This is a genomic window from Arthrobacter castelli DSM 16402, from assembly GCF_000430705.1.
In the GTDB taxonomy this organism is placed as follows: Bacteria; Actinomycetota; Actinomycetes; order Actinomycetales; family Micrococcaceae; genus Arthrobacter_C; species Arthrobacter_C castelli.
On record NZ_AUMN01000005.1, the window covers coordinates 157,871 to 182,432 of the forward strand.

General features: G+C 61.2%; 22 protein-coding genes, 2 pseudogenes and 1 riboswitch. Of the genes and pseudogenes, 13 read left to right on the top strand and 11 right to left on the bottom strand.

The window, feature by feature from the left end:
• Nucleotides 1–67 precede the first annotated feature (67 nt).
• Nucleotides 68–811, top strand: a complete 744-nt coding sequence (locus H535_RS0107880) for an NADPH-dependent F420 reductase (protein WP_026819121.1) — start codon at nt 68–70, stop codon at nt 809–811.
• 669 nt (nt 812–1,480) lie between these two features.
• Here the strand turns inward: H535_RS0107880 and H535_RS0107885 are convergent.
• Both H535_RS0107885 and H535_RS0107890 read right to left on the bottom strand, forming a co-directional pair.
• Nucleotides 1,481–2,251 (bottom strand): 3-hydroxybutyrate dehydrogenase, encoded by a 771-nt coding sequence (locus H535_RS0107885; RefSeq protein WP_169728264.1) that lies wholly within the window; start codon nt 2,249–2,251, stop codon nt 1,481–1,483.
• The gene (locus tag H535_RS0107890) at nt 2,248–3,633 is read right to left on the bottom strand and encodes an MFS transporter (protein WP_026819123.1); all 1,386 of its coding nucleotides are present in this window, start codon (nt 3,631–3,633) and stop codon (nt 2,248–2,250) included. Before H535_RS0107890 ends, H535_RS0107885 begins: the two co-directional genes overlap by 4 nt.
• Before the next feature lie 138 nt (nt 3,634–3,771).
• Between H535_RS0107890 and H535_RS0107895 the strand changes: the two genes are divergently transcribed.
• Nucleotides 3,772–4,692, top strand: coding sequence for a LysR family transcriptional regulator (locus H535_RS0107895; protein ID WP_035768813.1), 921 nt, complete (start codon nt 3,772–3,774; stop codon nt 4,690–4,692).
• Nucleotides 4,673–5,788 (top strand): serine hydrolase domain-containing protein, encoded by a 1,116-nt coding sequence (locus tag H535_RS0107900; protein ID WP_051298791.1) that lies wholly within the window; start codon nt 4,673–4,675, stop codon nt 5,786–5,788. The genes H535_RS0107895 and H535_RS0107900 overlap by 20 nt, the downstream gene beginning before the upstream one ends.
• A 65-nt stretch (nt 5,789–5,853) precedes the next feature.
• On the opposite strand, the gene H535_RS24175 is transcribed toward H535_RS0107900, so the two are convergent.
• The 5 genes and pseudogenes from H535_RS24175 to H535_RS0107930 all read right to left on the bottom strand — a co-directional run bounded on the left by H535_RS24175 (nt 5,854) and on the right by H535_RS0107930 (nt 8,156).
• Complete coding sequence (locus tag H535_RS24175) at nt 5,854–6,264, bottom strand: helix-turn-helix domain-containing protein (RefSeq protein ID WP_051298793.1); 411 nt, start codon at nt 6,262–6,264, stop codon at nt 5,854–5,856.
• Between the two features lie 168 nt (nt 6,265–6,432).
• Complete coding sequence (locus H535_RS0107915; RefSeq protein ID WP_026819127.1) at nt 6,433–6,987, bottom strand: DUF6036 family nucleotidyltransferase; 555 nt, start codon at nt 6,985–6,987, stop codon at nt 6,433–6,435.
• The gene (locus tag H535_RS27695) at nt 6,974–7,528 is read right to left on the bottom strand and encodes a sigma factor-like helix-turn-helix DNA-binding protein (RefSeq protein ID WP_026819128.1); all 555 of its coding nucleotides are present in this window, start codon (nt 7,526–7,528) and stop codon (nt 6,974–6,976) included. Before H535_RS27695 ends, H535_RS0107915 begins: the two co-directional genes overlap by 14 nt.
• 87 nt (nt 7,529–7,615) lie before the next feature.
• Nucleotides 7,616–7,795, bottom strand: a pseudogene (locus H535_RS0107925) (acyl-CoA dehydrogenase family protein); the annotation flags it as partial.
• Between the two features lie 7 nt (nt 7,796–7,802).
• The gene (locus H535_RS0107930; protein ID WP_211236551.1) at nt 7,803–8,156 is read right to left on the bottom strand and encodes an MFS transporter; all 354 of its coding nucleotides are present in this window, start codon (nt 8,154–8,156) and stop codon (nt 7,803–7,805) included.
• A 216-nt stretch (nt 8,157–8,372) separates the two neighbouring features.
• A riboswitch (SAM riboswitch) is annotated at nt 8,373–8,486 on the top strand.
• Nucleotides 8,487–8,537: 51 nt separating this feature from the next.
• On the opposite strand from H535_RS0107930, the gene H535_RS24185 reads away from it, so the two are divergent.
• Entirely contained in the window at nt 8,538–9,782 is a 1,245-nt protein-coding gene (locus H535_RS24185; protein WP_245580218.1) for an acyl-CoA dehydrogenase family protein, read from the top strand.
• Nucleotides 9,783–10,012: 230 nt separating this feature from the next.
• Here the strand turns inward: H535_RS24185 and H535_RS0107940 are convergent, their stop codons facing one another.
• From H535_RS0107940 to H535_RS24195, 4 genes and pseudogenes are all read right to left on the bottom strand, one after another.
• On the bottom strand, nt 10,013–11,776 hold the full coding sequence (locus H535_RS0107940; RefSeq protein ID WP_211236552.1) for a serine hydrolase domain-containing protein: 1,764 nt from the start codon (nt 11,774–11,776) through the stop codon (nt 10,013–10,015).
• Nucleotides 11,777–11,817: 41 nt separating this feature from the next.
• Nucleotides 11,818–13,092 carry an exo-beta-N-acetylmuramidase NamZ family protein gene (locus tag H535_RS0107945; protein WP_245580219.1) on the bottom strand — a complete coding sequence of 425 codons (1,275 nt, stop codon included), beginning with the start codon at nt 13,090–13,092 and terminating at the stop codon, nt 11,818–11,820.
• 81 nt (nt 13,093–13,173) lie between these two features.
• Complete coding sequence (locus tag H535_RS24190) at nt 13,174–15,042, bottom strand: glycoside hydrolase family 3 protein (RefSeq protein ID WP_245580221.1); 1,869 nt, start codon at nt 15,040–15,042, stop codon at nt 13,174–13,176.
• A gap of 272 nt (nt 15,043–15,314) precedes the next feature.
• Nucleotides 15,315–16,484: pseudogene (locus tag H535_RS24195) on the bottom strand (RtcB family protein).
• A 98-nt stretch (nt 16,485–16,582) separates the two neighbouring features.
• Here H535_RS24195 and H535_RS0107960 point away from each other — a divergent pair.
• The 9 genes from H535_RS0107960 (at nt 16,583) to H535_RS0108000 (ending at nt 24,516) form a co-directional block, all read left to right on the top strand.
• Nucleotides 16,583–17,206 (top strand): cyclodeaminase/cyclohydrolase family protein, encoded by a 624-nt coding sequence (locus tag H535_RS0107960; protein ID WP_026819133.1) that lies wholly within the window; start codon nt 16,583–16,585, stop codon nt 17,204–17,206.
• Nucleotides 17,207–17,582: 376 nt separating this feature from the next.
• Nucleotides 17,583–18,593: a DctP family TRAP transporter solute-binding subunit gene (locus H535_RS0107965; protein WP_035768750.1), complete on the top strand. Its 1,011-nt coding sequence runs from the start codon at nt 17,583–17,585 to the stop codon at nt 18,591–18,593.
• A 16-nt stretch (nt 18,594–18,609) separates the two neighbouring features.
• A complete protein-coding gene (locus H535_RS0107970; protein ID WP_026819135.1) occupies nt 18,610–19,101 on the top strand; it encodes a TRAP transporter small permease in 492 nt (163 codons plus the stop codon).
• Between the two features lie 3 nt (nt 19,102–19,104).
• A complete protein-coding gene (locus tag H535_RS0107975; RefSeq protein WP_026819136.1) occupies nt 19,105–20,535 on the top strand; it encodes a TRAP transporter large permease in 1,431 nt (476 codons plus the stop codon).
• 28 nt (nt 20,536–20,563) lie between these two features.
• Nucleotides 20,564–21,328, top strand: coding sequence for an SDR family NAD(P)-dependent oxidoreductase (locus tag H535_RS0107980; protein ID WP_026819137.1), 765 nt, complete (start codon nt 20,564–20,566; stop codon nt 21,326–21,328).
• Nucleotides 21,329–21,348: 20 nt separating this feature from the next.
• On the top strand, nt 21,349–22,302 hold the full coding sequence (locus H535_RS24200) for a PCC domain-containing protein (RefSeq protein ID WP_051298799.1): 954 nt from the start codon (nt 21,349–21,351) through the stop codon (nt 22,300–22,302).
• Nucleotides 22,303–22,530, top strand: a complete 228-nt coding sequence (locus tag H535_RS0107990) for a lipoyl domain-containing protein (RefSeq protein WP_026819138.1) — start codon at nt 22,303–22,305, stop codon at nt 22,528–22,530.
• Between the two features lie 10 nt (nt 22,531–22,540).
• On the top strand, nt 22,541–23,521 hold the full coding sequence (locus H535_RS0107995) for a thiamine pyrophosphate-dependent dehydrogenase E1 component subunit alpha (protein ID WP_211236554.1): 981 nt from the start codon (nt 22,541–22,543) through the stop codon (nt 23,519–23,521).
• Complete coding sequence (locus H535_RS0108000; RefSeq protein ID WP_026819140.1) at nt 23,518–24,516, top strand: alpha-ketoacid dehydrogenase subunit beta; 999 nt, start codon at nt 23,518–23,520, stop codon at nt 24,514–24,516. The genes H535_RS0107995 and H535_RS0108000 overlap by 4 nt, the downstream gene beginning before the upstream one ends.
• Nucleotides 24,517–24,562 lie beyond the last annotated feature (46 nt).

The following is a 24,562-nucleotide window of genomic DNA, read 5'->3' on the forward strand; positions in this document are numbered from 1 at the left end:
ATTTGACCTTCACACTAATGGAAAGGTTCACACTGGAGTTAACCACAACTTCAACGAAAGGATTCATATGAAGATCGGCATCCTCGGAGCAGGATCCATTGGAGCAACGCTGGCCACCAAGCTCAGCCGAGCAGGACACGAGGTCAAAATCGCCAATTCCCGTGGCCCGGAGACCATCGATTCAGAGATCGTGGCAGCGGGCGCCCGGGCAGTAGAGGCCGCAGACGTCGTCACAGACATCGAAGCCCTCATCATCTCCGTACCGCTGAGTCGTATCCCCGCCATTAGACCACTCATTGCGAACCTTCCAAGCGATGCGGCCATCCTCGATACCTCGAACTACTACCCCATGCGCGATGGGCAGATTCAGGCACTCGATGAGGGACAGGTCGAAAGCGTGTGGGTCACCGAGCAGCTCGGACGTCCCGTCACGAAGGCCTGGAACGCCATCGGAGCGGGGTCTTTCGAGGCCAAGGGCACAGCACCAGGAGACCCCGATCGGATCGCAATTCCCGTCGCCGCGGACCGCGAGGCCGACAAGGCTATAGCAATGCGCCTGGTGGAAGACACCGGCTTCGATGCCATCGACTCCGGTCCCCTGGCCGATTCATGGCGCCAGCAGCCCGGAGCCCCTGCGTACTGCACCGATCTCACGCGCGATGAAATTCCTGATGCCCTTGCAGCCGCCAGGAAGGACCTGCTCCCGCAGCGAAGGGACCTCGCGTACGCCGCGATCATGGAGAAGATCGAGAAGGGCGAGACCCTCATATCCGACGATCTGGTCGAGCTCAACCGAGGCCTCTCCAGCTAACGACACTCATCGCCACTTTCCTCGGTTAGATAGCTGCCGACCCAGCGGGAGCGCCCTTCGCATAAACTGCGGGCGCTCCCGCTGGATTCCCGGCTGCGAATGCAGGCAGTCGCCTTGAATTGCAACAGTTCGACGGGAGGTCTCACGAGATCCCGGCGCCCCTCCTTATGGACTTGATCACTCCGCGGCGGCGTCACTTCCAGCGGTGTCCGTACGATCCGCAAGACCAACCTCCACCGGTCACACCCACCCCTGACCTGGGACGATACAGCTCCTGGTTTCGCTCGTCCCGAATAGGTGGTCCGGACACCCTGTCCGGCGACGGGCCCTATACGACACACCTGATGCAACACCCCAAGAAGTCGGTCGTACCCACATCGCCATGCCGGCCCAGCCCCGCCGATAACGGAACGAGCCTGCGTCAATCAGTGTGTACCCACTCAACAGGACACATACTTATACAGTCCACTTCACGCTGCCCAGGGTGATCCTTGGGCCATGAAACGCTGTGAAAAGGACACGAAAATGCGGAACCTACAGGCGACGCTACAACCAAGTGAGAACTCTGGTGCCCGGGCCGGCGTACCCTCAATATCCCCTGCCGGCCCGGACAATCTTAGTAGAACACCTGCCACTGACATTTTCGCGAGGACGGGGTATTCCGCGCAGTTACCGCGCCGACCAGCCGCCGTCCATCACATACGAAGAACCGGTCACCATCCCCGCGTGGTCCGAGGCGAGCCAGCCAACCAGCGAGGCAACTTCCTCCGGTTCGACCAGGCGTTTGATCGCGCTCTCGGTCAGCATGATGCTGGCCAGTACTTCGTCCTCGCTGATGTTGTGCGCCTGTGCCTGGTCGGCGATCTGGTTCTCCATCAGCGGGGTGCGGACGTAGCCGGGATTGATGCAGTTGCTGGTGACTCCGTGCTTCCCGCCTTCGAGGGCAGTCACTTTGGACAGCCCTTCCAACCCGTGCTTGGCGGAGACGTAGGCGGATTTGAAGGGTGAGGCCCGGATCCCGTGCACGGAGGAGAGGTTAATGATGCGACCAAATCCCTTTCGGTACATGGCCGGCAAGGCTGCCCGGATTAGCAGAAACGGCGCTTCGAGCATCAGCCGGTGGATCCGCCGGAAGTCGTCGGGAACGAACTCCTCGATAGGCCGCACCGATTGGACGCCGGCGTTGTTCACCAGGATGTCGACGTCGAGCTGCAGGTCCTCAAGGGCCGCGGTGTCGAGCAGGTCGATGGTCCATGCCTCGCCACCGGTTTCGGCGGCGACGACGGCGGCACCTTCACTGTCGCGGTCGGCGACGATCACCTTCGCGCCTGACGCGGCGAGCTCTCTGGCACAGGCGGCTCCGATTCCGCTGGCACCGCCGGTGACCAGGGCGGTCCGCACTGTCAGTCTGCCGTCGTCGTTCATCTGCCGTCCGTTCATCGCCCGGCTTCCTGGGTGGTCGTCAGCCCGTGGCGCTCAGCGTCGGCAGTATCCACGTCGCGCAATCCGACCCCCGCAGTTTCACGCAGGGTGACAACGGCGATGCCGGTGATGATGCACGCCCCGACTATGTACAGCGCCACCCCGACCCACGAACCGGTTTCCTGCAGGATCGCAGTCGCGATGATCGGTGCCAGCGAACCGGCGAAGATGGAGGTGACCTGATAACCGAGCGAGACGCCGGAATACCGCATCCGGGTGGGGAACATTTCGGCCATGATCGCCGGCTGGCCCGCATACATCAGCGCGTGGAAGCACAGCCCAATGGTGATCGCGGCGACGATGATGACTGCGTTCTGGGTGTCGAACATGGGGAAGGCGAAGAACGCCCAGGTTGCGCTGAGCACCGCGCCCGACAGGTACACCTTCTTGCGTCCGAGTCGGTCGGACAGCCGCCCCACCTGCGGGATGACCAGGAAGTGGATCACGTGGGCGACCAGCAAGGCGAACAGCAGACTGGAGGTGTTGTAGTCGTGCACCTGCGACAAGTACACGATCGAGAAGCTGACGATGATGTAGTAGATGATGTTCTCCGCAAACCGCAGCCCCATGGCGCCGAGAATGCCGCGAGGGTACTTCTTCACGACCTCGAACACGCCGTAACTCTGGGCCTGGTCCTTCTCGGCTTTCTCCCGGGCCTCGACGAAGATGGGTGCTTCCGAGACGTGGGTGCGGATGTAGTAACCGATGACAACGACGACGGCGGAGAGCCAGAACGCCACGCGCCAGCCCCAGCTTTCAAACGCGGCATTGGACAGCACCGCGGACATGGTCAGCAGCACCGCGGTGGCCAGCAGGTTGCCGATCGGCACCGCCGCCTGGGGCCAGCTGGACCAGAAACCGCGGGACTTGTTCGGGCTGTGCTCGGCCACCAGCAGCACCGCGCCGCCCCACTCGCCGCCGAGGGCGAAGCCCTGGATGAACCGCAGGATCACCAGCAACGCCGGAGCGGCATAGCCGATCACGTTGAATCCGGGCAGGCAGCCCATCAGGAAGGTAGCGGCGCCAACCATGATGATGGTGACCTGCAGGGTGTGCTTGCGGCCCAGCTTGTCACCGACCTGGCCGAAGAAGATCCCACCCAATGGCCGCGCGACAAAGCCGACGGCGTAGGTCACGAACGCGGCGATGATCCCGTCCAGAGCGGTGTCGCTGTTGGGGAAAAAGAACTTGCCGAAGATCAGCGACGCAGCGGTGGCGTAGAGGAAGAATTCGTACCATTCGACGACGGTGCCCACCATGGAGGCGGCGACGACCTTCTTCAGCCCACCGGACTTGCCGGCCTCTTCCGCCGTCGTGCCCGAGCGGTTATTGGCGCTCATATCCTGCTCCTTCTGTCTCGACCTTGAGACCCTTTCGCGTGACCGCTGTCACGGTCTGGACAACTCCATCGAGTATTGCTGCAGAATTTTGTTTCCTCAATGACCAGTTGTGCAGATGAAATCTGCGAAAATGCAGATATGCTGTCCAAGCCCGATGACCTGTTGATCCTGCTCGAGGTGTCGCGCACCGGCCGGTTCATTTCCGCGGCGGAGGGTCTGGGCCTGAACCACACCACGGTGGCCCGGCGGATCGGCGACCTGGAGAAGAGCCTGGGCGGCCACGTGCTGGTCCGCGGCCGAGGCGGGTGGGAACTGACCGAACTGGGCAAGCGGGCGGTGGCTGCGGCGGAAAATGTCGCCGCCGCCATGGCCACCTTGGAGGATGACGACGACGGCGCGAGCCAGCTGTCCGGCATCGTGCGGATGAGTGCCACTGACGGATTCAGCGCATTCGTTGCCGCGCCGGCTGTGGCACGGCTGCGCCGGGATCATCCGGATCTGAGTGTGGAGATCGTCGCCGCCACCCGCCGACCATCGCAGGTACGCAGCGGGCTGGACCTTGAGGTGGTGGTTGGTGAGCCGCAGGTGCATCGGGCGGAAGCGATCAGGCTGGGGGAGTACGTGCTGGGACTGTACGGATCGCGTGCTTATCTCGCCGAGCACGGAATGCCGGAAACCTTGGACGAGGTGATGGTCCACCCGCTGGTTTACTTCATCGACTCCATGCTCCAGGTGGACAGCCTCGATGCGCCACGAAGGTTGTTGCCGGGAATGCGGGACTCGCTGAGTTCGACCAACGTCTTTGTGCACGTGGAAGCGACTCGGGCCGGAGCCGGGATCGGATTGCTTCCATGCTTCATGGCCGACCAGCACAGCGACCTGGTCCGGCTGCTCCCCGACGAAGTGGCGGAGCGGCTGGGGTACTGGCTGGTGGCCCGCCCCGATTCGCTCCGGCAACCGGCTGTCTCCGCCGTCGTGGAGGCCTTGCGGCAGGGGACGGTGGAATTCGAGGATGCGTTGTTGGGGAGGAGGTGGCGAAATGAGCGATATGCACAATGATGAGCCGCGCGCGTGGCGGTCGGCCATCCGCGACGTATTGACCGAGGCGGTGGCAGACGGGCTCACGCCGTCGGCGGTGTGCGCGGTTGCTCGAGACGGGCGCCGGATCGAACCCGTGGTCGTCGGCGACGCCGTCCGCTATGGGCCCGACGGCGTCGAACTGGCTCCCGCTGCACGGGTACCAGCCAGTCCCGCGACGGTCTATGACATCGCCTCGATCACCAAGGTGTTTACGGCGGTGACGATATTGACCCTCGTGCGGGACGGAGTGCTTGGCCTGGACGAACCCGTTTTCGGCAGGCTTGCTGCCTTTAGCGCAGGAGCGAAGCGGGCAATCACCGTGCGACAGTTGCTCACCCACACCTCCGGACTGCCGGCGGAATGGGAAGATGTGCCCGGCGGCCAGCCATTCGACCGGTCTGAACTGCTGGAACGGCTCGCTGGCCTCGAACTTGAAGCGGACCCCGGGAGCCGGTTCATCTATTCGTGCGTCGGGTACAACGTTCTGATGCACCTTGCCGAACAGCTCACCGGAACAGAGTGGTCCCACCTGGTGCACGACCGGCTGCTCACACCGCTGGAGCGGGACGATCCCGCCAGCGCTGCGTTGACGTACTTTCCGGACCCGGGAGCCTGCGCGGCGACCGAGTACCAGCCTGACCGCGGAATGGTGCGCGGCGCGGTGCACGACGAGACGGCGTGGACGCTCGGCGGAGCGGCAGGAAATGCGGGGCTGTTCAGTACCGCCAGCGCATTGCTCAGCGTCGGGGAGTGGCTGCGCACCGGGATGGGCGGACTGTTGCCCGCGCAATTGCAGGACGAACTCTGGCGGGACCAGCTACCGCATGTGCTGGACCCGCAGGCCTCCCGGCCGGACTATGGCCAGGGACTCGGCCTGCGAATCGGCCATCTGGCCTGGGTTGGCCGATCCGGCGGTGAAGCACGAGGCCACGGCGGATTTACGGGTACGTCCCTGCTGGTGGACCGGACGCGACGCCTGTCCGTGGTGCTGCTGACCAACCGCGTCCACCCCTTCCGCGACACGGACGTGCAACCCGTGCATGCCGCCGTCGCCGAGCTGGCCGGATCCGGGTAGCCGGGCACGCTCTATTGACCGGGATCAGGGGACCGTCGAGGAGCTGCGCGGCGGCTGCGGCAGTTTCACCATGTGTCAATGGCATCTGCAAGTTCCAAGATGGGGGCCGCGTTTGCCCCGGCTTCCAGCCATTCGCGCGGTGATACTTGCTCGTTTCCGACGGTCAGGTCAGGATCTGCCGTGGTCATAAAGCCTGCCACTTCGAGCGGATGCAGATCGTTGGGCAGTGCCTCAAGCACTGCACGCAGCCTCGGCAGCGGTGTTCCTTGGGATGTGAATTGCCAGCGTGGGATTCTTGTCGCGGCCCCAAGCTTGAATCCGTACAAGGCATGATCCCGGAGCCGGCGACGGACACGAGAGGGGTCTATCTGCAGCAGGGTTGCTGTCTCTTCGACAGAGTTTGAGTTGCGGATCTGCTCGGCGAGGTCGGCTTGTGCGGATGTCACCATCTGCCGGCCGACGTCGGAATCGCCCACCGGGGCACGCCGCTGTGCTGAGACAGTATGTCTTCTTGACCGCGTGTCAGGGCGGCAGATCCCGGCTGCGGACCTTTCTGCAGGTGACGGGCCAGTTCTGCGGTGAAGTCTTCCTCGCTCACGTGATACGGGGCCAGGACTTCGCTTATGGTCATCTCACCCACCTCCTTAGAGCTCTGCATCTGGCACGTCGGTGCTTCGAACCCATGAAGCTGCAGCGTCGCTCCGAGCGACATGTGGTTCGAAGAGCTCGATCCGAGCGATCAGCACGTCGGGATTTACGAAGTCATGCTCCAAGAGCGCCATGACGAAAGCGTAGTCTTTCTCGCGGCCTGCGATCAGCTTTGCGGCGCAGAGATCATAGGGATCCAGACAAAGCCCGGTCGCGTTGTTCGTGTTCTCATTTCGCACCCGAACAAGTCGATCCTCCCATCCCTGCGGCAGCTCCGCCGTGTTCCTGCCAACACCTTGTATATAGAAGCCATGAGTCGTATGGAAGCTGGACCATTCTCCGATGGCGGCATCCAACTCGTCAGCCAATGACTCGGCATCGTCGTCGTTGAGTGGGCATATGTCTACCTCATCAGACATGGTCGCTGTGGCTGGCAACTCGTCCTCCCCCCAACTGCCCAGGACGGCTTGGCTACCGATGATTATGACGCGATCCTGGCGAATAATTTCCGTCGCCGCCCGAATGGAATGTTCGAGATCACTTCGGCGCAAGGGTCTTTGCCTTCCGAATTGCGATTATCCGTTCCTCATCACTCAGCGCGCCCGCGAAAGGACTCATCTGGCGCATCTCACTGCCCAGTTCATTGGCGGCGAGCAGATTGTCTTCCCACTCCTCAATGGGAAGCTGCAGAACTCTATCCCACTCAGCAAGCCAATGCTCAGCAACGGGATTTCGCTGCTGAGCGCGCATCCGTTTCAGATTTTCAATCCCCAACTTCCGTAAGCGCTCCCCCTCATTCGATAGGGCGCGGACCAGCTCCACATGGAGCTCGTACGGGATGCGTTCCTCCCGCCGTTCCAATACGGGACGGCGCGACTTAGCTGTCTTCAACGCGGACTGAACTACTCCTGCACTACAGCCGAGCCGTTTCGCGATCTGACGGACTGATAGTCCCAGAGCGTGAAGAGAAAGAATGGCTTCCTGGCGACGCCGCGAAGCGGCCATCATGGCATGACGGTGTCTGTCGCTCGCCTCGCCCTGATTCCGTGCTTCTTCGATGAGCCGTTCAACTGCATCCTGGCTTGTCTCCATAGCTGTATGGTACCCCCATACAGGATTCTTCTGAAGCCCCGCTTGGGTGCGGCTCGAATTATAATCGGCAAGGACCCAAATCAGCCGTCAGGTATACAGCGAGATCGGCTGTACTTCGCCCAGCAGGTAGTTGGCCCCGACCTCGACCTTTTTGTAGTCCACTGGGTCGTGGAGCGAGTGTGTCCGGATATTCCGCCAGAACAGATCCAACCCCACGGAGTTGTTCGTTGAGCTGGCGCCAGTCACTTCGAAAATTCGATTGGCCACGGCCCTGTCAGCGGCGGTAGTTCTCCCCGGCGACCCCTGGCCACAGGAAAATGACCTCGAACACGGCCCAAACGATGAATCCCGTCATCATGATGCGCCGTGGTCCCCACGCTTCCGCTAAAGCTCCCGAGAGCCATGCCGAAATGGCCACCACAATGCCGTAGACGCTCATCAGCGTGGCAATACTCGCCGGGGAGAAGCCCCTCCCTTCCAGGAATATTGCCAGGAACCCAAGCTCAATGCCGTCGCCGACCATAAACAGGGCCAAACCGACGTAGCCCCATCCGAGTGGTTTGACGATGCCTTGCCGCTCAAGCCACACCCGAATGGGGGAGTGACTCTCCGGTGATTGAGTGTTCACGAAATTCTCCTCGGGCATGAGCGGTCACGGTTATGTGGGATGCCTAAAGGAGAACCCGGTGCTGTGAATGTGGGCAACCGTATGAACAAAAATGAAAGGGTTACGAATTTTGGCGTCGATGTATTGCGGTGGCCGCGTTCCACCCGGTATTTAGCGGCGAAATAAAAAGTCACGACTTTCCCTGACGCCAATTCCTTTGTTCATATTGGACGCAAGGATCATGAGACCCAATGCGAAGCTCTGGCTGATTGGGCGGCAACCCTCGTCGACGTAGTGGGGTGCCCCAGATGACGATCCGGCCGCGCAGGGATGCTGCGGCAAGTACGGCTCTCTAACGCCGGGCTCCGCGGCTTCCCGTCCACCGAAGCAAGGAGCATGCCCATGACGCAGGTCGACTACGAAACAGTTGCCGCCAAGTACCGCCCGATCTTCGATCGCATTGCAGAATCGGCCGTGCAACGCGAGCAGGACAGGATGCTGCCATACGAGCAAATCGGCTGGCTCAAGGATGCCGGATTCGGCGCCGCACGCATTCCCGTGGAATTCGGCGGAGATGGTCTTTCGTGGCCGCAATTCAGCCGCTTGCTGATCGAACTCGGTACAGCGGACAGCAACATTCCCCAGGCGTTGCGTGCACACACCGCGCTGGTCGAAGAGCATCTCTTCCATCACAGCAAACACGACCGCTCGGTGTGGTTTGAGCGTTTCGCAGCAGGGCAGATCGCCGGCAACGCGTGGACCGAACCCGGCGTCGGCGGCACAGCAACGGTGCTCGAGGAAACCGCCGAGGGACTGAGGTTGACCGGACGCAAGTTTTACACCACCGGCACAATTTTCGCGGACTGGATTGACGCCACGGCTCAACGGCCCGACGGCTCCACTGTCTCCGTCACTGTGTCCACCAAAGCAGACGGCGTGACGACCTTCGACGACTGGGATGGCTTTGGCCAGCGGCTGACGGGCAGCGGCACCACAATATTCGATTCGGCCCACGTTGAACCGGAGCACGTTTCGGACTTCGAGACGCGTTTCCCATATCAGACGGCGCTGTTTCAGCAGATCCTTCTCATTACTCTGGCCGGGATCGGTAAAGCGGTCCAACGTGACGTCGCTGATGCAGTCCGTGAGCGCAAGCGGGCGTTCAGTCATGGCAACGCCGATCTCGTCCGGTACGACGCGCAGGTCCAGCAGGTGGTAGGGGAAATTACCGCCAAGGTTTATGCAGCAGAAGCGACAACGATCCGGGTTGCCGAGAGCCTGGAACATGCCTACCAAACCCGGCTTCTCGACGACGAAGCTCAAGTGGACGGCAAGATCGCCGCTGAACTGGAGTCAGGTCAGGGGCAGATTGTTCTCAGCAACCTCATTCCCGAGGTGGCCGGTGCGCTGTTCAACGTGCTTGGTGCATCGTCCACCAGCGCCGGGAGGGCATTGGATCGGCACTGGCGCAATGCCCGCACCGTAGCGACGCATAACCCATTCATTTACAAGGCCCGGGTGATCGGCGACTGGGTGATCAACGGCGCCAAACCGCCCTATGTGTGGAGCATTGGCGTGCAGAAGAAGCAACAAGAGGAGACCGACGAAGGCGGGGTCCCAGTGGTCGCAGGTCAAACCGCCTGCTGAATCGGCTCACTCATATAAAGCGGTCCGCTATTTGAAATGAGGCTGGTTCATTTGCCAGTCAACCCGGCTGCCGGCGGCGCGGTCGCACTCCGCCCACGCCGGGGCATTCGCCGGGATCATGCCCCGCCATGGGGGTGCCGGGTCGGAGGGGTGCTCCTCAATGGCATGCGCGCCCCGCATTGCAAGGGCTTCGATGATATCGAGGTATTCACTTTCGATTTCGAGTCATATCAGCGGCGCACTTCAATGAACCCGTCAGCGATGAAAGCAGAGGACCCCTTTTCCCCATTGAGAACGGTCCTCTTCCCGGTCTTCACTTGAATGTTGTCCACGAAAACACCACGTCCCAGGGTATTCGCGTCCGTAGTGTACCGCCACCGGATCAGGTGCTGGCCACTTGCAGGTATCTCCGCAGTCGCCTTGCCCCACGTCCGATCACCGCGGTTGTTATAGGTGCCGTTTGTGCGGACCGTCTCCCCATGGTCCTTGGAACCGGTCCGTACCGTGTACGGCAATAACGTCCACGTCTTACCGCCATCAGCAGACGTCTCAACAGCGAAAGTATCCGTTTCCTCATTGTCGGCGAAAACGTCGAAAGACAATGCCGCACCACCCGGGACGGCAACGCTGGTCTGCAAGGTATTCTCCGAGTTATTGTCGGCCCCGCCGGACCACTCCGTGCTGCCCTTTTGGGGAAAGACTCCGAGGGCGCCCGCTAATCCATCAGCTACGGTCCTGCGGGCTGGATTGGTCGAACCCCAGCTACGGCTGGGATGCACCGCGTTCGTCAACAGAATCGCGAAGGAACGCGATTTGTAGTCGATGACAATCGACGTTCCGGTATAGCCGGTGTGGCCGGCAGCGTCTTCATTCGCAAGACCGCCCATGTACCACATCTGATCCAGCTCGAACCCGAGACCGTGAGCATTTCCGGGGAAGGCCTCGTTCTGATTCTCAAGCAGGAACTCAACAGTTCTCTGCTCCAAAATGCGCTGGCCATCATAGATGCCACCGTTCAGCAACGTCTGCGACAAGATCGCCATATCGCTTACAGTCGAGAAAATCCCCGCGTGCCCGGCGACGCCCCCGAGACTCCACGCGTTCTCGTCGTGAACTTCGCCCCACACCATGCCACGACCAGCGGCTGATTGATCCTCGGTCGCGGCGATCCGACGCAGCTTATGAGGCGGTGGATTGAATTCGGTATCGACCAGCTTGAGCGGGCCCGTGATCCTGTTCTCGAGGGCGCGGTCGAGAGGCTTCCCAGTGACCTTCTCAACCAAAAGGCCCAGCGCGATCAGATTAAGGTCGCTGTAACCGTAGGCGGACCCAGGTTCGTTGTCCGGCGTTGTTTCCATCACTGCCTGAATGCGTTCCTCTTCCGTGTCATACGCACTCCAGAGCGGCAGCCACGGCTTTAGTCCGGAGGTATGGGTGAGCATCTGGCGGAGGGTGATGTCTTCTTTACCGTTATTCCCGAACTCAGGGACGTAGCTGGAATACGGTTGATCAAGGTCAATTTCTCCCTCTTCGACCAGTTGCATGACCAATAGAGACGTGAAAAGTTTCGTCACGGACGCCATGTCATAAATGGTGTCCTCGGTTGCCCTGATCCGCTCGGCTTCGGGCAACTTCGTACCATCTCCATCGGCGTACAGCCGGGAGAATCCATGTGCGTGCGTTGAGACGATCCGACCTTGGTGTGCCATGAGGCCGACGGCGGACGCATACAGTGGTTTGGTATCAGAAGCCACGGGGTCCGCGTACGCGTCCAATTGTTCCCAGGCAGCACTAATTACCGACTCATCTAATCCCACTGAACCTGGGTTTGCCTCCTTCAGCCGTGTGTTTGACGGCGAAAAGCCGTCGAGAGGCATGTCGAATTTCCCGGCGGCGCTCCGTTCGGCGCCCATTGCACGCCCACTATCTTGTTGGCTGGAACCGTCAGCAGGCTCGGCGGCGCGCGCCATTCCGCCGGCTCCGCTCAGCACCACACCTACGATCGTTACAGCTACTACGCTGGTGAGAAGCCGCCTCAAGACCGCGGCCCGCCGTAGACGAGGAACGCCCGGGTATCGCGCACGAACTGCAGCAGTTCATCCTGCCAAGAACCAATGATGGTCCCGGCGCCTTCGCCGGCATCGAGCTGCTCCTGGAAGCGGGCGGATCCGCTGAGCAGGTCCATCCAGCGCCCCTCATCGCCACGCCAATCGAATTCCGGATACAGCCGTTTCGCCTCGACCATCATGTGCGTACCGAGCTCAACCGCCTCGACTTTGTCCGGTTCCAAGAGATGTACCTGCACGCCGCCGCATACAAGGCCCTGATTCTTCGACATGGTGGGTGTGAAGTACGCTTCGCGGAATTCCACTCCCGCCAGTCCCTTGGCGTTCAGCGCCTGGGCCCAGCGGTAGTCGATGTACGGCGCACCGATCAGTTCAAATGGACGGGTGGTCCCGCGCCCTTCTGACATGTTCGTCGCTTCAAACAGCGCCGTTCCCGGGTACACCGTCGCGGTTTCCGGCGTCGGCATGTTGGGGCTCGGCATCACCCACGTTTCGCGCTGACTGGGTCCGGTCATTTCGCGGTGCCAACCCTGTACCTCAACGACTTGCAGTTCTCTGATCGGTGCGAGGCCGGCCTCGGGCAAATGTATGGCGTTGAAGTACTTCGCCAGTTCGCCGACAGTCATGCCATGCTGCAGTGCTATCCCGAGTTTCCCAACCCCGGATTCGAACCCATCCTGCAGCACCGGCCCGCGCGCCTGGCCGCCAATTGGATTGGCCCGGTCAAGCACCACAAAGCGCGCTCCGGTTTGCGACGCGGCTTGCATGGCTTCCCACATCGTCCAGATATAGGTGTAGAAACGCGCGCCGACGTCCTGAATGTCGAAGCACACCGTGTCGACGCCGGCCTCCCGGTAGAAGGCAGCAAAGTCAGCCGCGTCCGCGCCGTAAGCGTCATAAACAGTGATCCTCGTCCGCGGATCCACGTACGTTTCTTCGCTGTCTCCAGCCTGAGCCGTTCCCCGGAATCCATGCTCCGGGCCAAAGACCGCGTGTACGTCTACTGCTTGGTTGGCCATGTCGTCAACGATCGAGCGGAAATTCTCCAATACACCGGTCGGGTTGGTGATGATGCCGACGTTGCGCCCGTCGAAGATTCTCCAGTTATCCGCCGCTGCCACATCAGCGCCATTGGTCAGCCCCCGTCCGTTGCCCCGGTTCTTCCGGCCAGGCGTATGTGCGGCGGCTCCGGATGCGAGGGGTGCAGCCACCGCGGCGGCAGCACCAAGCCCAGTCGCGGTCATTAGATCTCTACGGTTAAAAACCATCGAAAGCGCCTTTCCAGACATGGATGAGTGGAACGAGGCAGGTCCGGGTGGGGAATGCTAACCCGGGAGACCGGTGGTGAACGTGTAGGACCAGCTGGTGGTGGCGTCGTCGAAGTAGTACCCCTCCTCGGCCACCGCCGTGACGGAAACACTCCGCGCCTTCCGGTAGGTACCGGCGTCGACTATCTCCCCATCGATGAGGTAATCCACCCCCTCAGCCGCAGGAATCGTATAAGCGTCCTGACCCCTGCCCGGACGGTTGGTGAAGACGACGTCGGCGGGGGTCGCCTTGGTGCCGTAGTCCAAGCCGAAGCCCAGCGGCAGCAGTATCCCGCCGCCGTCGGCCCTGGGGACGTTGACGGGCAATTTTCCGCTGGGGTTGATTTCGCCGGCGATGGCACGGACTACGCCGTGGAAGTTGACCTTCTTGACGCCGTAGCTGTTGATGACGGCATCGGCATTGGGGAAGACGCTGATGTCGTATGGATTCCGGGTTGCGACCACAATGACCGGTGTTCCTGTAGCGGTCAGCTCTTCGACCATGCGTTGCTGCGCAGTGTTGCCGGTGGCGTTGTTAGATGTGAATACGACGGCGTCAACACCTTCAGCAGCCGCAACGGCACGCGCACGGTACGCCTCCGAAGGGGAGGAGCCGTTCTCGTACTCTTCGGTCACGGCAAATCCTTGATCGGCGAGCATCGGGCCCATAAGTTCCGGCCAACCCGACCCGGCGCCGACCATCAGTACAGAGCTGCCCGGGGCGAGCGGCAGGGTTTGTTCTTCGTTCCGCAGCAGGGTCGCGGCGCGGTCGGAGATCTGTTTGGCTGTGGCAAGGTGGTCGGAATTGCCGACGACGGCGGCCACCTCATCGGGATCGGCCAGTGGCTTCTCGAAGACTCCGCGCTCGACTTTCCATTCCAGAATCCGGCGGACAGATTCGTCGAGACGGGCTTCGGTGATCTCGCCCGAGGCAACTGCGGCACGGACTCCTGCGAAAGACGCTTCGATATCGGGGGAGTTGAGCAGGATGTCGGATCCGGCCTGGATGGCCATCACCGCGATCTCTTGCTGTGTCCATTCGTCCGCCATCGCCGCCATGTCGAGCGCGTCGGTGGTGATGACTCCCTCGAATCCCATCTCCTCGCGAAGCAGTCCGGTGAGCACCTTGTGGGAGAGCGTGCCTGGCATGTCCGGGTCAATGGCTTCGACGATGATGTGGGCCGTCATGACCATGTCCACGCCGGCGTCGATCGCGGCCTGGAACGGTTGCAGGTGCTTGTTCAATGTCTCGCGGTCATAGGTGACGATTGGCAATCCGTAGTGGGAGTCCACCGAGGTGTCCCCATGGCCGGGGAAATGCTTGGCCGCGGCGCCCACGTACTGCTGCATACCCTTGATCTGTTCGACGCCGAGTGAACTGACGACGTCGGGATCCTCACCCATGGAGCGAATTCCTATCACGGGATTGTCGGGGTTCGAGTTGAGGTCAAGCACTGGCGCGAAGTCGACGTTGATACCCATTGCCCGCAACTCCGAGCCGAGGATCTCACCCTGGGCGTGTGCCAGACCCGGATCGAAGGTGGCACCGAGGGCCATGTTGCCGGGCAGCACCGTTGCCGGCGGGCCGATGCGGGCGACGAGGCCGCCTTCCTGGTCGACCGTGATGGCCAGCGGAACGCCGTCGCCGGACTCTCCCATGGCGGTCTCCTGCAGACCGTTGGACAGCTTGGCGATCTGCATCGGATTGTTGGTGTTTCCAGACCACGCGAAGTAAAGAACGCCGCCCAGGTTGTACTTCTCCACCACTTGGGCGGGTGTGTCCACCCCGTAACGCTTTTGGTTCTGCTCTGCCATTGACGTGTCGTTCGCCGACGATCCATAGACGTGCGTCCACGTCATCTGGCCGATCTTCTCGTTGAGCGTCATGTCGGCGATTATTGCGTCGATGTCCGGTTCAGCAGGCGGTCCTGAAGTCTGCGTGTCTGCATTCGCTGCCCCTACGGTCGAAAGGAGCATTCCCGCCACAATGACTGAAACGAGACCGCTCCTTTTCCGGCTGCCTAAGAACAATCTGCGGGTCACAATGCCTCCATTTCGGCGGGCGTCTTTGCCCGGTGCGGTTGAGATCACTCTTGAATGGGGCGTCCGCACTGTCAACACGTAGGACCTCTGGATCAAATACGCAGTGGGGGGTGCCTTCAGTCGCCCTTGCAGTTCACGAACTGACGAAGCGTGTGCTTGACCTCGACCAGGTCCGCCGCGTCGACCATCACCTGGTCGATGTCCTTGTAAGCGGCGGGGAGTTCGTCGATGAAGGCGTTGGTGTCCCGGTATTCGATCCCTTTCATCGCTTCGCGAAGCTGGTCCTGGGAGAAGTTTTTACGGGCCTGGTTCCGGCTGAACTGACGACCGGCGCCGTGCGGTGAGCTGTGGAGGCTTTCAACGTTCCCGCGGCCTTCGACGACGTAGCTGGCGGTTCCCATGGATCCGGGGATGATGCCTTTCATCCCCTCGCGGGCCTCGATGGCACCCTTGCGGCTAACCCACACGTCCTTGCCGGCATGGTGCTCCAGCTGGGTGAAGTTGTGATGGCAGTTTATGCGCTCACGTTCGACGACGGTTGCGCCGGTCCACTTCTCGAAGGCGGCTACGACGCGGTCCATCATTTCCTCGCGGTTCAGCAGCGCGAAGTGCTGGGCCCAATTGAGTTCGCGGATGTAGTGGTCGAACTGCGGCGTCCCCTCGGCCAGGTAGGCCAGATTCCGGTCCGGCAGCTCGATGCCTTGGCCCCGGCAGAGGTGCTGCGCGACCTCGATGTGCCGCTGCGCGATCTTGTTACCGACGCCACGGGAACCGGAATGCAGGAAGAGCCAGACGTCGTCGTTCTCATCGACGGACGCTTCGATGAAGTGATTGCCGGACCCGAGGGTGCCGAGTTGCAGCTTCCACTTCGCGGTGTAATTGTCGGGGACGAAGTTCGCTTCTTCTGCCCGTTCCTTCAGGTCCTGAATGCGGGTCCGAGCTGAGTCGGTCAGCTTCTTGTTGTTCGTCCCGGCCGACATGGGCACGCTGGCTTCGATCGCCCGGCGCAGGGTCCTGCGGTTCTACCCCTTGATGCCCCGCGTGTTGAACTGGGTCTGCACGGCAATCATCCCGCAACCGATATCGACGCCGACGGCGGCCGGCATCACCGCCTCGAGGGTTGGGATCACCGAACCAACGGTGGCTCCCATGCCCAGGTGCGCATCGGGCATGAGTGCCAGGTGCGGATGGATGAACGGCATGGTGGACGCGAGAACCGCCTGCTCACGGGTCTTGTCATCCATGACCGACGCCCAATTCAGCAGCTTGTCGTTGATACGCTCCATGCCGCTCCTTCCTCGCGGAGCTTCAACCGTTCGATGTTGCGGACACTACACCCGGTCCGGAAGCGTGAGTAGTCGATAAGATGCTCCTGGAGGTGCGGATGATCTACGAGCAAAGCATTGGCGCATACTTGGATCGAACGGCTTCAGACGCGCCTGCTCCCGGCGGAGGTGCCGCCGCATCGTTGCAGCTGGCGCAGGCTGCAGCGCTGATTGCCATGTCTGCCCGGTTCAGCACGGGGGAGAAGTTCGCCGAATACGCCCCAATGGTGGAACGTGTTCTCGCCACCGCAAAGCCGTTGGTCGGCGAGTCTCTCGACGCGGGCGACGACGACGCGGCGGCATTCGCGACAGTCGCGCATGCTTATGCCCTGCCCCGCGACTCCGACGCGGCCAAGGAGGCCAGGACCAAGCAGATCCAGACAGCGTTAGTCGGCGCCACTAAACCTCCGCAACGGTTGCTCGAATTGGGCAGGGAGATAGCAGGCCTGGGTGAAGAGCTGCTCGGTTGCGCGAACCGGAACATCCTCAGCGACATCGTTGCCGCGACGGCTTCGACGCGGGCGGCGGCCACTATCGCTCAGGCAACTCTGGAGATCAATCTGGCGGGCGTGAAAGATGAAGCCGCCCGCAGCACGATTGCAGAACATATCCGTGGTGCCGATTCCCTGATCGACTTCTGCGACAACCTCACTAAGCGGATCCAGGACGACATTTCGGCATAGGTATCACTGTAGGGCGGCCAGCTGCCGGAGCTGGTGGGATGTACACCCAGCAGGGGCATGGGAAGCATGGCTCAGCCGGTGCCGACACCCGGATGCAGAGCTGTCGCTGATTCGCCCCATGCCTCCTGCCACACGGCTTTAACGTCCTGGACGTCGGCGACGCGACGTCCGTTCCGTCCCTCTGAGTATTCCCAGTATGGTCCACCAAAATTCGAATTGGTACACCAAAACTGTTGTCTGGTAGTACCAAAGCAGGCATACTGGGTGAATAGCATCACCACCGTCTGTGGTGCAAATCCCCTAAACCGACATAGTGCAACCGCCGGTTGGGTCAGGCGTCGGATACCCCAGCGCCTATCAGGGCAAGGAGATTCAGATGAAAGCGAAGTACATCATTCCGTTTTTCGCCAGCACTGCGCTGGTGCTCTCGGGCTGTTCAGGAGGAGGCGCAAATGCCGGTGCCGACGGTGAAAAAACCTACGAATGGGACATGACGATCACGGTCGGTGAGCAGTCCTCCTGGTACAAGGGCGCGGAGAAGTTCGCCGAAGTGCTTGAAAAGAAGTCCGACGGCCGGATGCAGCTGAACATCTACACCAACGAGCAACTCTCCGGTGGCGACACGGTCGCCAGCCTCGAACAACTGATCAATGGGGAGAAGGCGTTCTCGTACCACTCGACAATCATCTACGCGAGTATCGATGAGCGGTTCGGCGCCATAAACGCGCCATTCCTGTATGAAAGCTATGAAGAAGCGGATGCGACGATCCAGGCCTCGGCTCTGGATGCGTACAAGAAGCTTGGCGACGATATCGGCGTCGAAGTACTCGGTTTCGGCGAGAGCGGATTCCGGCAGGTCACCAACAATGTGCGGCCCATCGACGAACCATCTGACCTGAAGGGCATCAAGATGCGGATTCCTGGCATCACGCTCTTCCAGGACATCTACCAGCAACTGAACGCCAACCCAGTGACGATGACCTTCTCGGAGGTCTTTACGGCCCTACAGCAGGGCACCATTGACGGCCAGGTGAACCCTTTGGACGTGACGTACTCGTCCGGCCTCACCGAAGTGCTGGATTACATGACGATGTGGAACTACGTCTACGATCCTTTGATTCTCGGCATGAACGATGAATTGTATGAATCCCTTCCGGAGAAGGACCAGAAAATCGTTCAGCAGGCCGCAGAAGCAGCCAACGCTGTCCAGAAGGAGACAAACCGAAGCCGGGAAGAGAGCCAGTTGAAGGACATGAAGGAAAAGATGGAGGTCATCTCGTTGACGGATCAGCAGCGTGCCGCATTCCGGGAGGCTATGGCTCCGGTTTACGACAAGTACAACTCCATTTGGGGAGCAGAGCTCGCCGAAGCCGTTCAGCCGAAGTGATCCGGTTGTGAAACGGATGCAGGCGCTCGACGCAGTCGAAAACACGTTAGCTGTAGCGGCATTCAGCATCGTCAGTGTTGTCGCATTCTCGAATGTGCTGTCCCGGTATATATTTAACGCTTCGCTGGCCTTGACCACTGAGCTGACCGTCAATCTGGCCGTCCTGCTGACCATGGTGGGAGCGGCGATCGGGATTCGGGAGGGCAGCCACCTCGGCTTCACCCTGCTGCGGGACAAGGCGACCGGACGGACACATCAAGTGATCGTCGTCGCGGCGGGCCTGGCTATCGTGCTGTTCTACGTGGCCTTGTTCAAGTTTGGTCTCGACATTTCCCTGGACCAGTTCCGTCGGCAGCAGACAACGCCCGCATTGGGGTTGCCCATGGGATTGCTGACGGCGGTGGTTCCACTGGGGGCAGTTCTCGGAGTCATCCGGGTTGTCCAAGTAACTATTACCGGTGTCCGTGAAGCGCCTCAGCGCCGGGTCGTTTCAAGAACGGAGGGATGAGAAATGGTTGAAGTCGTCCTGTTCGGGACCTTCTTTGTGCTGCTGTTCCTCAGTGTTCCGGTCGCGTTCGCATTGGGATTGGCAGCCGTGGCGACGATGGTCTTCGTCGGCGGAATCGACAATCTGGCCGTGATGCCAAATGTCTTCTACTCGTCGCTGTCCTCTGCCACGCTGTTGGCCATCCCCTTCTTCATCCTGGCGGGCGTCATTATGGAGTACGCGGGCATCTCAAAGCGTCTCATCGACCTGGCAGACGCGTGTGTGGGTCACCGCAAGCATGGGCTGGCAATGGTCGTCATTATCGCGGCCTTCTTCTTTTCCGCAATCTCCGGCTCAGGTCCGGCGACTGTGGCGGCGATTGGTGCCATTCTCATTCCGGCCTTGGTCCGGAATGGTTATTTCAAACATCATGCCGCTGCGATGCTCGCCAGCGCCGGTTCGATGGGCATCATCATCCCTCCGAGCATCACGCTCATCATCTTCGGTGTGGTGGCCAGCGACTACGAGCGGGTCTCGATCGCGCGCCTCTTCATGGCAGGGGTGATTCCCGGCATCCTGATGGCCTTGGCGCTATACATCGCCGCACGGATGATCCCGCGTACCCAGGCGGCTCGTGCCCCGGCACCGGCCGCAGTGGGTGCACTCGACCGCAGCGGGGGAGGATCTTCAGGATTATCCGGCGGCAGCGGGGAACGCCTGCATCCGGGTGAGAAAGAGGAAATCGAAAAACTGGCAGCCCACGGCGCCCAGCAGGCCGGACGTGCACCCCTCGGAGATATCGCCAAGAGGTTCGTCAACGCCATCCCGGGACTGCTGGTCCCCGTCATCATCCTCGGCGGCATCTACGGTGGTGTCTTCACCCCCACAGAATCCGCAGTGGTGGCAGCTTTCTACGCACTGGCGGTGGGGCTGTTCTTCTACCGGGAAATCAAACCGGGCTCCCTCGGCAAGATCTTCATCACCTCGGCCGTGCAGTCTTCGGTGGTGATGATCATTGTGGGATGCGCATCGATCTTCGCCTACGTCATTACCTCTGAACGGGTTGCCCAGCATGTGTCGGACGCAATCCTGGGCATTACCGACAATCGCGTGGTCATTATGATCCTGGTGCTGGTGCTGCTGCTTATTGCCGGGGCCTTTATCGATGCGATCTCAGCGCTGTTCCTGTTCATCCCGATCTTCGTGCCGATCCTGCTGTCCCTGGGATACGACATCACCACCATCGGCGTGATGATGACAGTGAACCTGGCCATCGGCCTGATTACACCACCGGTCGGGGTCAACCTCTTCGTCGCCGCCGGCATTGCGAAGACTCCATTGACGGGCGTCTCCAAGGGGGCTGTTCCATTCCTCATTGCGGCCCTCACAGTGCTGCTGCTGATTGCCTTCATTCCGGGCCTGTCCAACTGGCTGCCGGATCTGCTGGGCATGTAGTCCTCCAAGCAGAAAGAGAGAACTCACTATGACTGAACAACTGACCGGACTGGTCTCGCTGGTTACCGGTGCCGCCCAGGGAATCGGGGCGGAGATTGCCCACAGCCTCGCAGACCGAGGCGCCGCCGTCGTCTTGGTCGATATCCAGGAACCAACAGAAGTCGTGGCTAAGATCCGGGAGAACCTCCCGGCAGCGCGAGTGGAAGGACGTGCTGTCGATGTCCGCGACGAGTCCGCGGTGAAGGAAGCCGTTGGCTGGACGGTTTCCACTTTCGGCCGGATCGACGTCGTGGTTAATAACGCCGGCACCTGCGCCCGCCTCGGACTGGACGAGATGACAGGAGAAATGTGGCAGCGCGATCTGGACACCAACCTGAAGGGCACTTTCCTGTTCACCCGGCACGCTATCCACCCGCATATGGCGGCCCAAGGGACAGGATCGATTGTCAACGTCAGCTCGATCTCCGGGATCATGGGCGGCCCGCTGTCGTCTGGAGAAGATGCAAGTCGTTCAGGTCCGGCCTACGCCGCGTCGAAGGGCGGAGTCATTGCACTCACCAAGTGGGTGGCCAAAGAAGTCGGGCATCTGGGCATTACGTGTAATTCCGTCGCGCCGGGACCGGTCGAGACGCCGATGACAAGCTCGGTCGCCTATGACTTCAGCAATCAACCCATCAAACGAATGGGCACTCCCGCCGATATCGCCGAAGCGGTGGCGTATCTGGCCTCTCCCGGCGCCTCCTTTGTCACCGGGCAAGTGCTGAAGGTGTGTGGCGGATCGGCCATCGGATAGCGGCGTCGAAAGGACAACCAATGCACATTACCCATCCCGGGCCACAGCATGAGAGCCGGTTGCAGTCGGTCAAGGGCACATCCACGACGACGATCGGGCAACTGCCCGGTGGCGGACGGCTGCTGGACGAACTCCATGAGCTGTTGGCGGCCGGGGGATACCGGTCCGGAATCGCCGAATTGCTGGGCGGGACGCTGGACCCGATCGATTACTGCGTTCCGGCCGAAGGCCGGTCCGGACGAAGCGTCAGCTACAGCGAAAGCCGCACGTCCGGACCGGGCGAGGTGATTTTTGGAACGGCCGTGCTTGGGCGGCGTGATGGCAAGCCGTTCATGCATTGCCACTGTATTTGGCGTACATCCGGCGGCGGCTTGGCCGCTGGACATCTGTGGCCGGAGACGCTTACCAGCGCCCCGGCGCCGTCCGTCGCCTTGATCGGTCTGGACGGTATCGAACTGACAAGCTCCGATTGCGAGGAGACGCTCCTTCCTGTTTTCACCCCTCAAACCGGAGATGGAGGAGAAACGATGGAATCCGATACGGCACACCCCGCCCATCGGACTGTCATGGCCAGAGTGTTGCCCAACGAGGACATCACACAGGCCGTGGAACGGATCTGCAATGACAACGAGTTCGCCACGGCGATTGTCCGTGGCGGCACGGGCAGCCTGGTCGGTGCGGTATTCGAGCCTCACCACGGTGGGCCGCCAACCCGGGTGGACGGTCCCGCCACCGAAGTGGTCACACTGGTCGGCCACTATGCACTGGACGAGCGAGGCCGGCCCGGCGTGCATTTGAGCTGCTCACTGGTGGACAAGTACGGAAACGTGCACGCCGGAAGGCTGATCCCCGGAGCAAACCAGGTATCAGTCACTTTCGAACTCGTGGTTCAGGAAATCGATCCCACGAACCTCCCGGCCGAAGCCGGGCACCCTGCAGCGTCTACAGACGCGACACATCAAAAGGAGAAGTAGATGAATATCTTTCTTACCGCAGAAACCCTGGGGGAGGAAACAGAAGCAGACCTCGTCGATTGGCTCGTCAGCGACGGCGCAAGCGTGGCGCAAGGCGAAGCCTTGTGCCAGATCGAAACATCAAAAACCACCAGCGAGTTTGAGGCTCCGGCCAGCGGACGAATCACCCTGCACGCCGAAGAAGGCGATGTGGTTGAGCTCGACACCGTCATCGCGGTCATCGAGTAAAGGAGGAGCTGTGCAGGAATTCGATCAAAGACGGCAGGGGCTGTCGGGCCTGAAGACAATGGCAATGATCCGTGCGTTCGAAAGCCGGATGCCGGTGCTGTCCGAAGAGCGGTTAATCCGCGGTTCCACCCACCCGTCAGCGGGTATGGAAGCTGTAGCCACGGGTGTTTCGCTCGCACTGGGGCCTCAAGACTCGATTGCGTCCAACCACCGCGGCCATGCACACTGCCTCGCCCGCGGCTCCGACCCCGGCCGCACCATGGCCGAGATTCTCGGACGCCGCGACGGATACGGCGGAGGCAAGGGCGGGTCGATGCACATCGGCGTTGCTGAACTTGGCATCCTCGGCACCAACGGAATCGTCGGTGCCGGGATCGGATTGGCAACCGGCGCCGCCCTGGCAGCCCAGATGCAGGGCTCCGATGCGGTGTCCGTCGTCTATTTCGGCGACGGCGCTGCCAACCAGGGTGTGTTGGCCGAAGCTCTTAATCTGGCGGCGATTTGGAAGCTTCCGGTGCTGTTCGTCTGCGAAAACAACCACTACGCGCAGTCGGCTTCGATCGAGGAAATGATTGCCCAACCGGATCTCAAGCAACGGGGGCTGGCGTACGGAGTCCCGTCTGTCGACGTCGACGGCATGAGCTTGGGGGACACTTTCACTGCCGCGGCCGAAGGCGTGGAGCGGGCGCGAAGTGGTTCCGGCCCGACGCTTATCATCGCCGACACCTATCGCTACCTCGGGCACATGGCCGGGGACACCGAGATCTACCGAAACCAGGTCGAAGTGGAGCAGTGGCAGGCTAAAGACCCGATCGCGCGCCTGGTCTCACAACTGCTGGAGGCAGGGGTCATAACGACCTCGGACTGGGAAGACATTCAGGAGGAAGCGTCCCGGGTCGTGCAGGAGGCTGAAGAGTTCGCGCGGAATTCGCCATTCCCCGATGCCTCTGACGCCACGCAAGACGTCTACTCGAAGGGAGTGCCGGCATGACCACCAAGAACTTGACGACCTGGCGGGCGCTGAACACCGCGCTCAAGGACATTCTGCAGGAGACCCCGGAGTCGCTTGTGATGGGTGAAGACATCACAACGTGGGGCACCGGGGGTGGAATCTACGGCGTCACCCGGAAGCTCTTCGACGAATTCGGAGCGGAGCGGGTTCGGGATACACCGATCTCTGAAGAAGTGTTGATCTCCACGGCCGTAGGTGCCGCGATGCGGGGCAGCAGGCCGATCCTGGAGATCATGTACTCCGACTTCACCCTCCTCGGCTTTGACGGAATCATCAACCAGGCAGCGAAGAGCCGGTACATGTTCGGCGGTCAGTTCGACTGTCCACTGGTCATCCGCACCAACGGCGGCTCAGGCGTTGGCAAGGCGGGCCAGCATTCACAGTCGTTGGAGACGCTGTTCGCCCATATTCCGGGGCTGGAGGTTGCGGTTCCGGCGACACCAGCGGACGCGTACGGGTTGCTGCGCACCGCGGAGAGGAGCAGCAACCCCACCATCTTCCTCGAACACAAGAATCTGTACTACGACAAGGGAGCCGTGGACTTCGAGCCAGTCCCATTCGGCCGGGCAAGGGTCGCCAGGGAGGGCACTGATCTCACGGTGGTGGCAACGCAGCAAATGCTGACCCGTTCGCTTGCTGCGGCGGAAAGGTTGCAGGCGGAGCATGGGATCAATGCCGAAGTCATCGATCCACGCACTCTCTATCCGTTCGATATGGAAACGGTGTTGGGTTCAGTCCGGAAAACCCGGCATCTCATGGTGGCCCATGAAGCAGTCCGCGACTACGGATGGGGCGCGGAAGTCTCGTCGTCCGTCGTCGAACAGGCCTGGGAAGAACTCGATGCTCCACCGGTACGGCTGGGAAGTGCACGCACGCCCATTCCATACAGTGAACCGTTGGAGAGCGCAGTAGTGCCCGGCGTCGATGAAATTCTCACCGCGATGCGGAAGGTCCGCACCGCCATAGCGGCGTAGCAATAAGTGTTGCGGGCCTCGTTCCAATGCGGCAGACCACATTGGG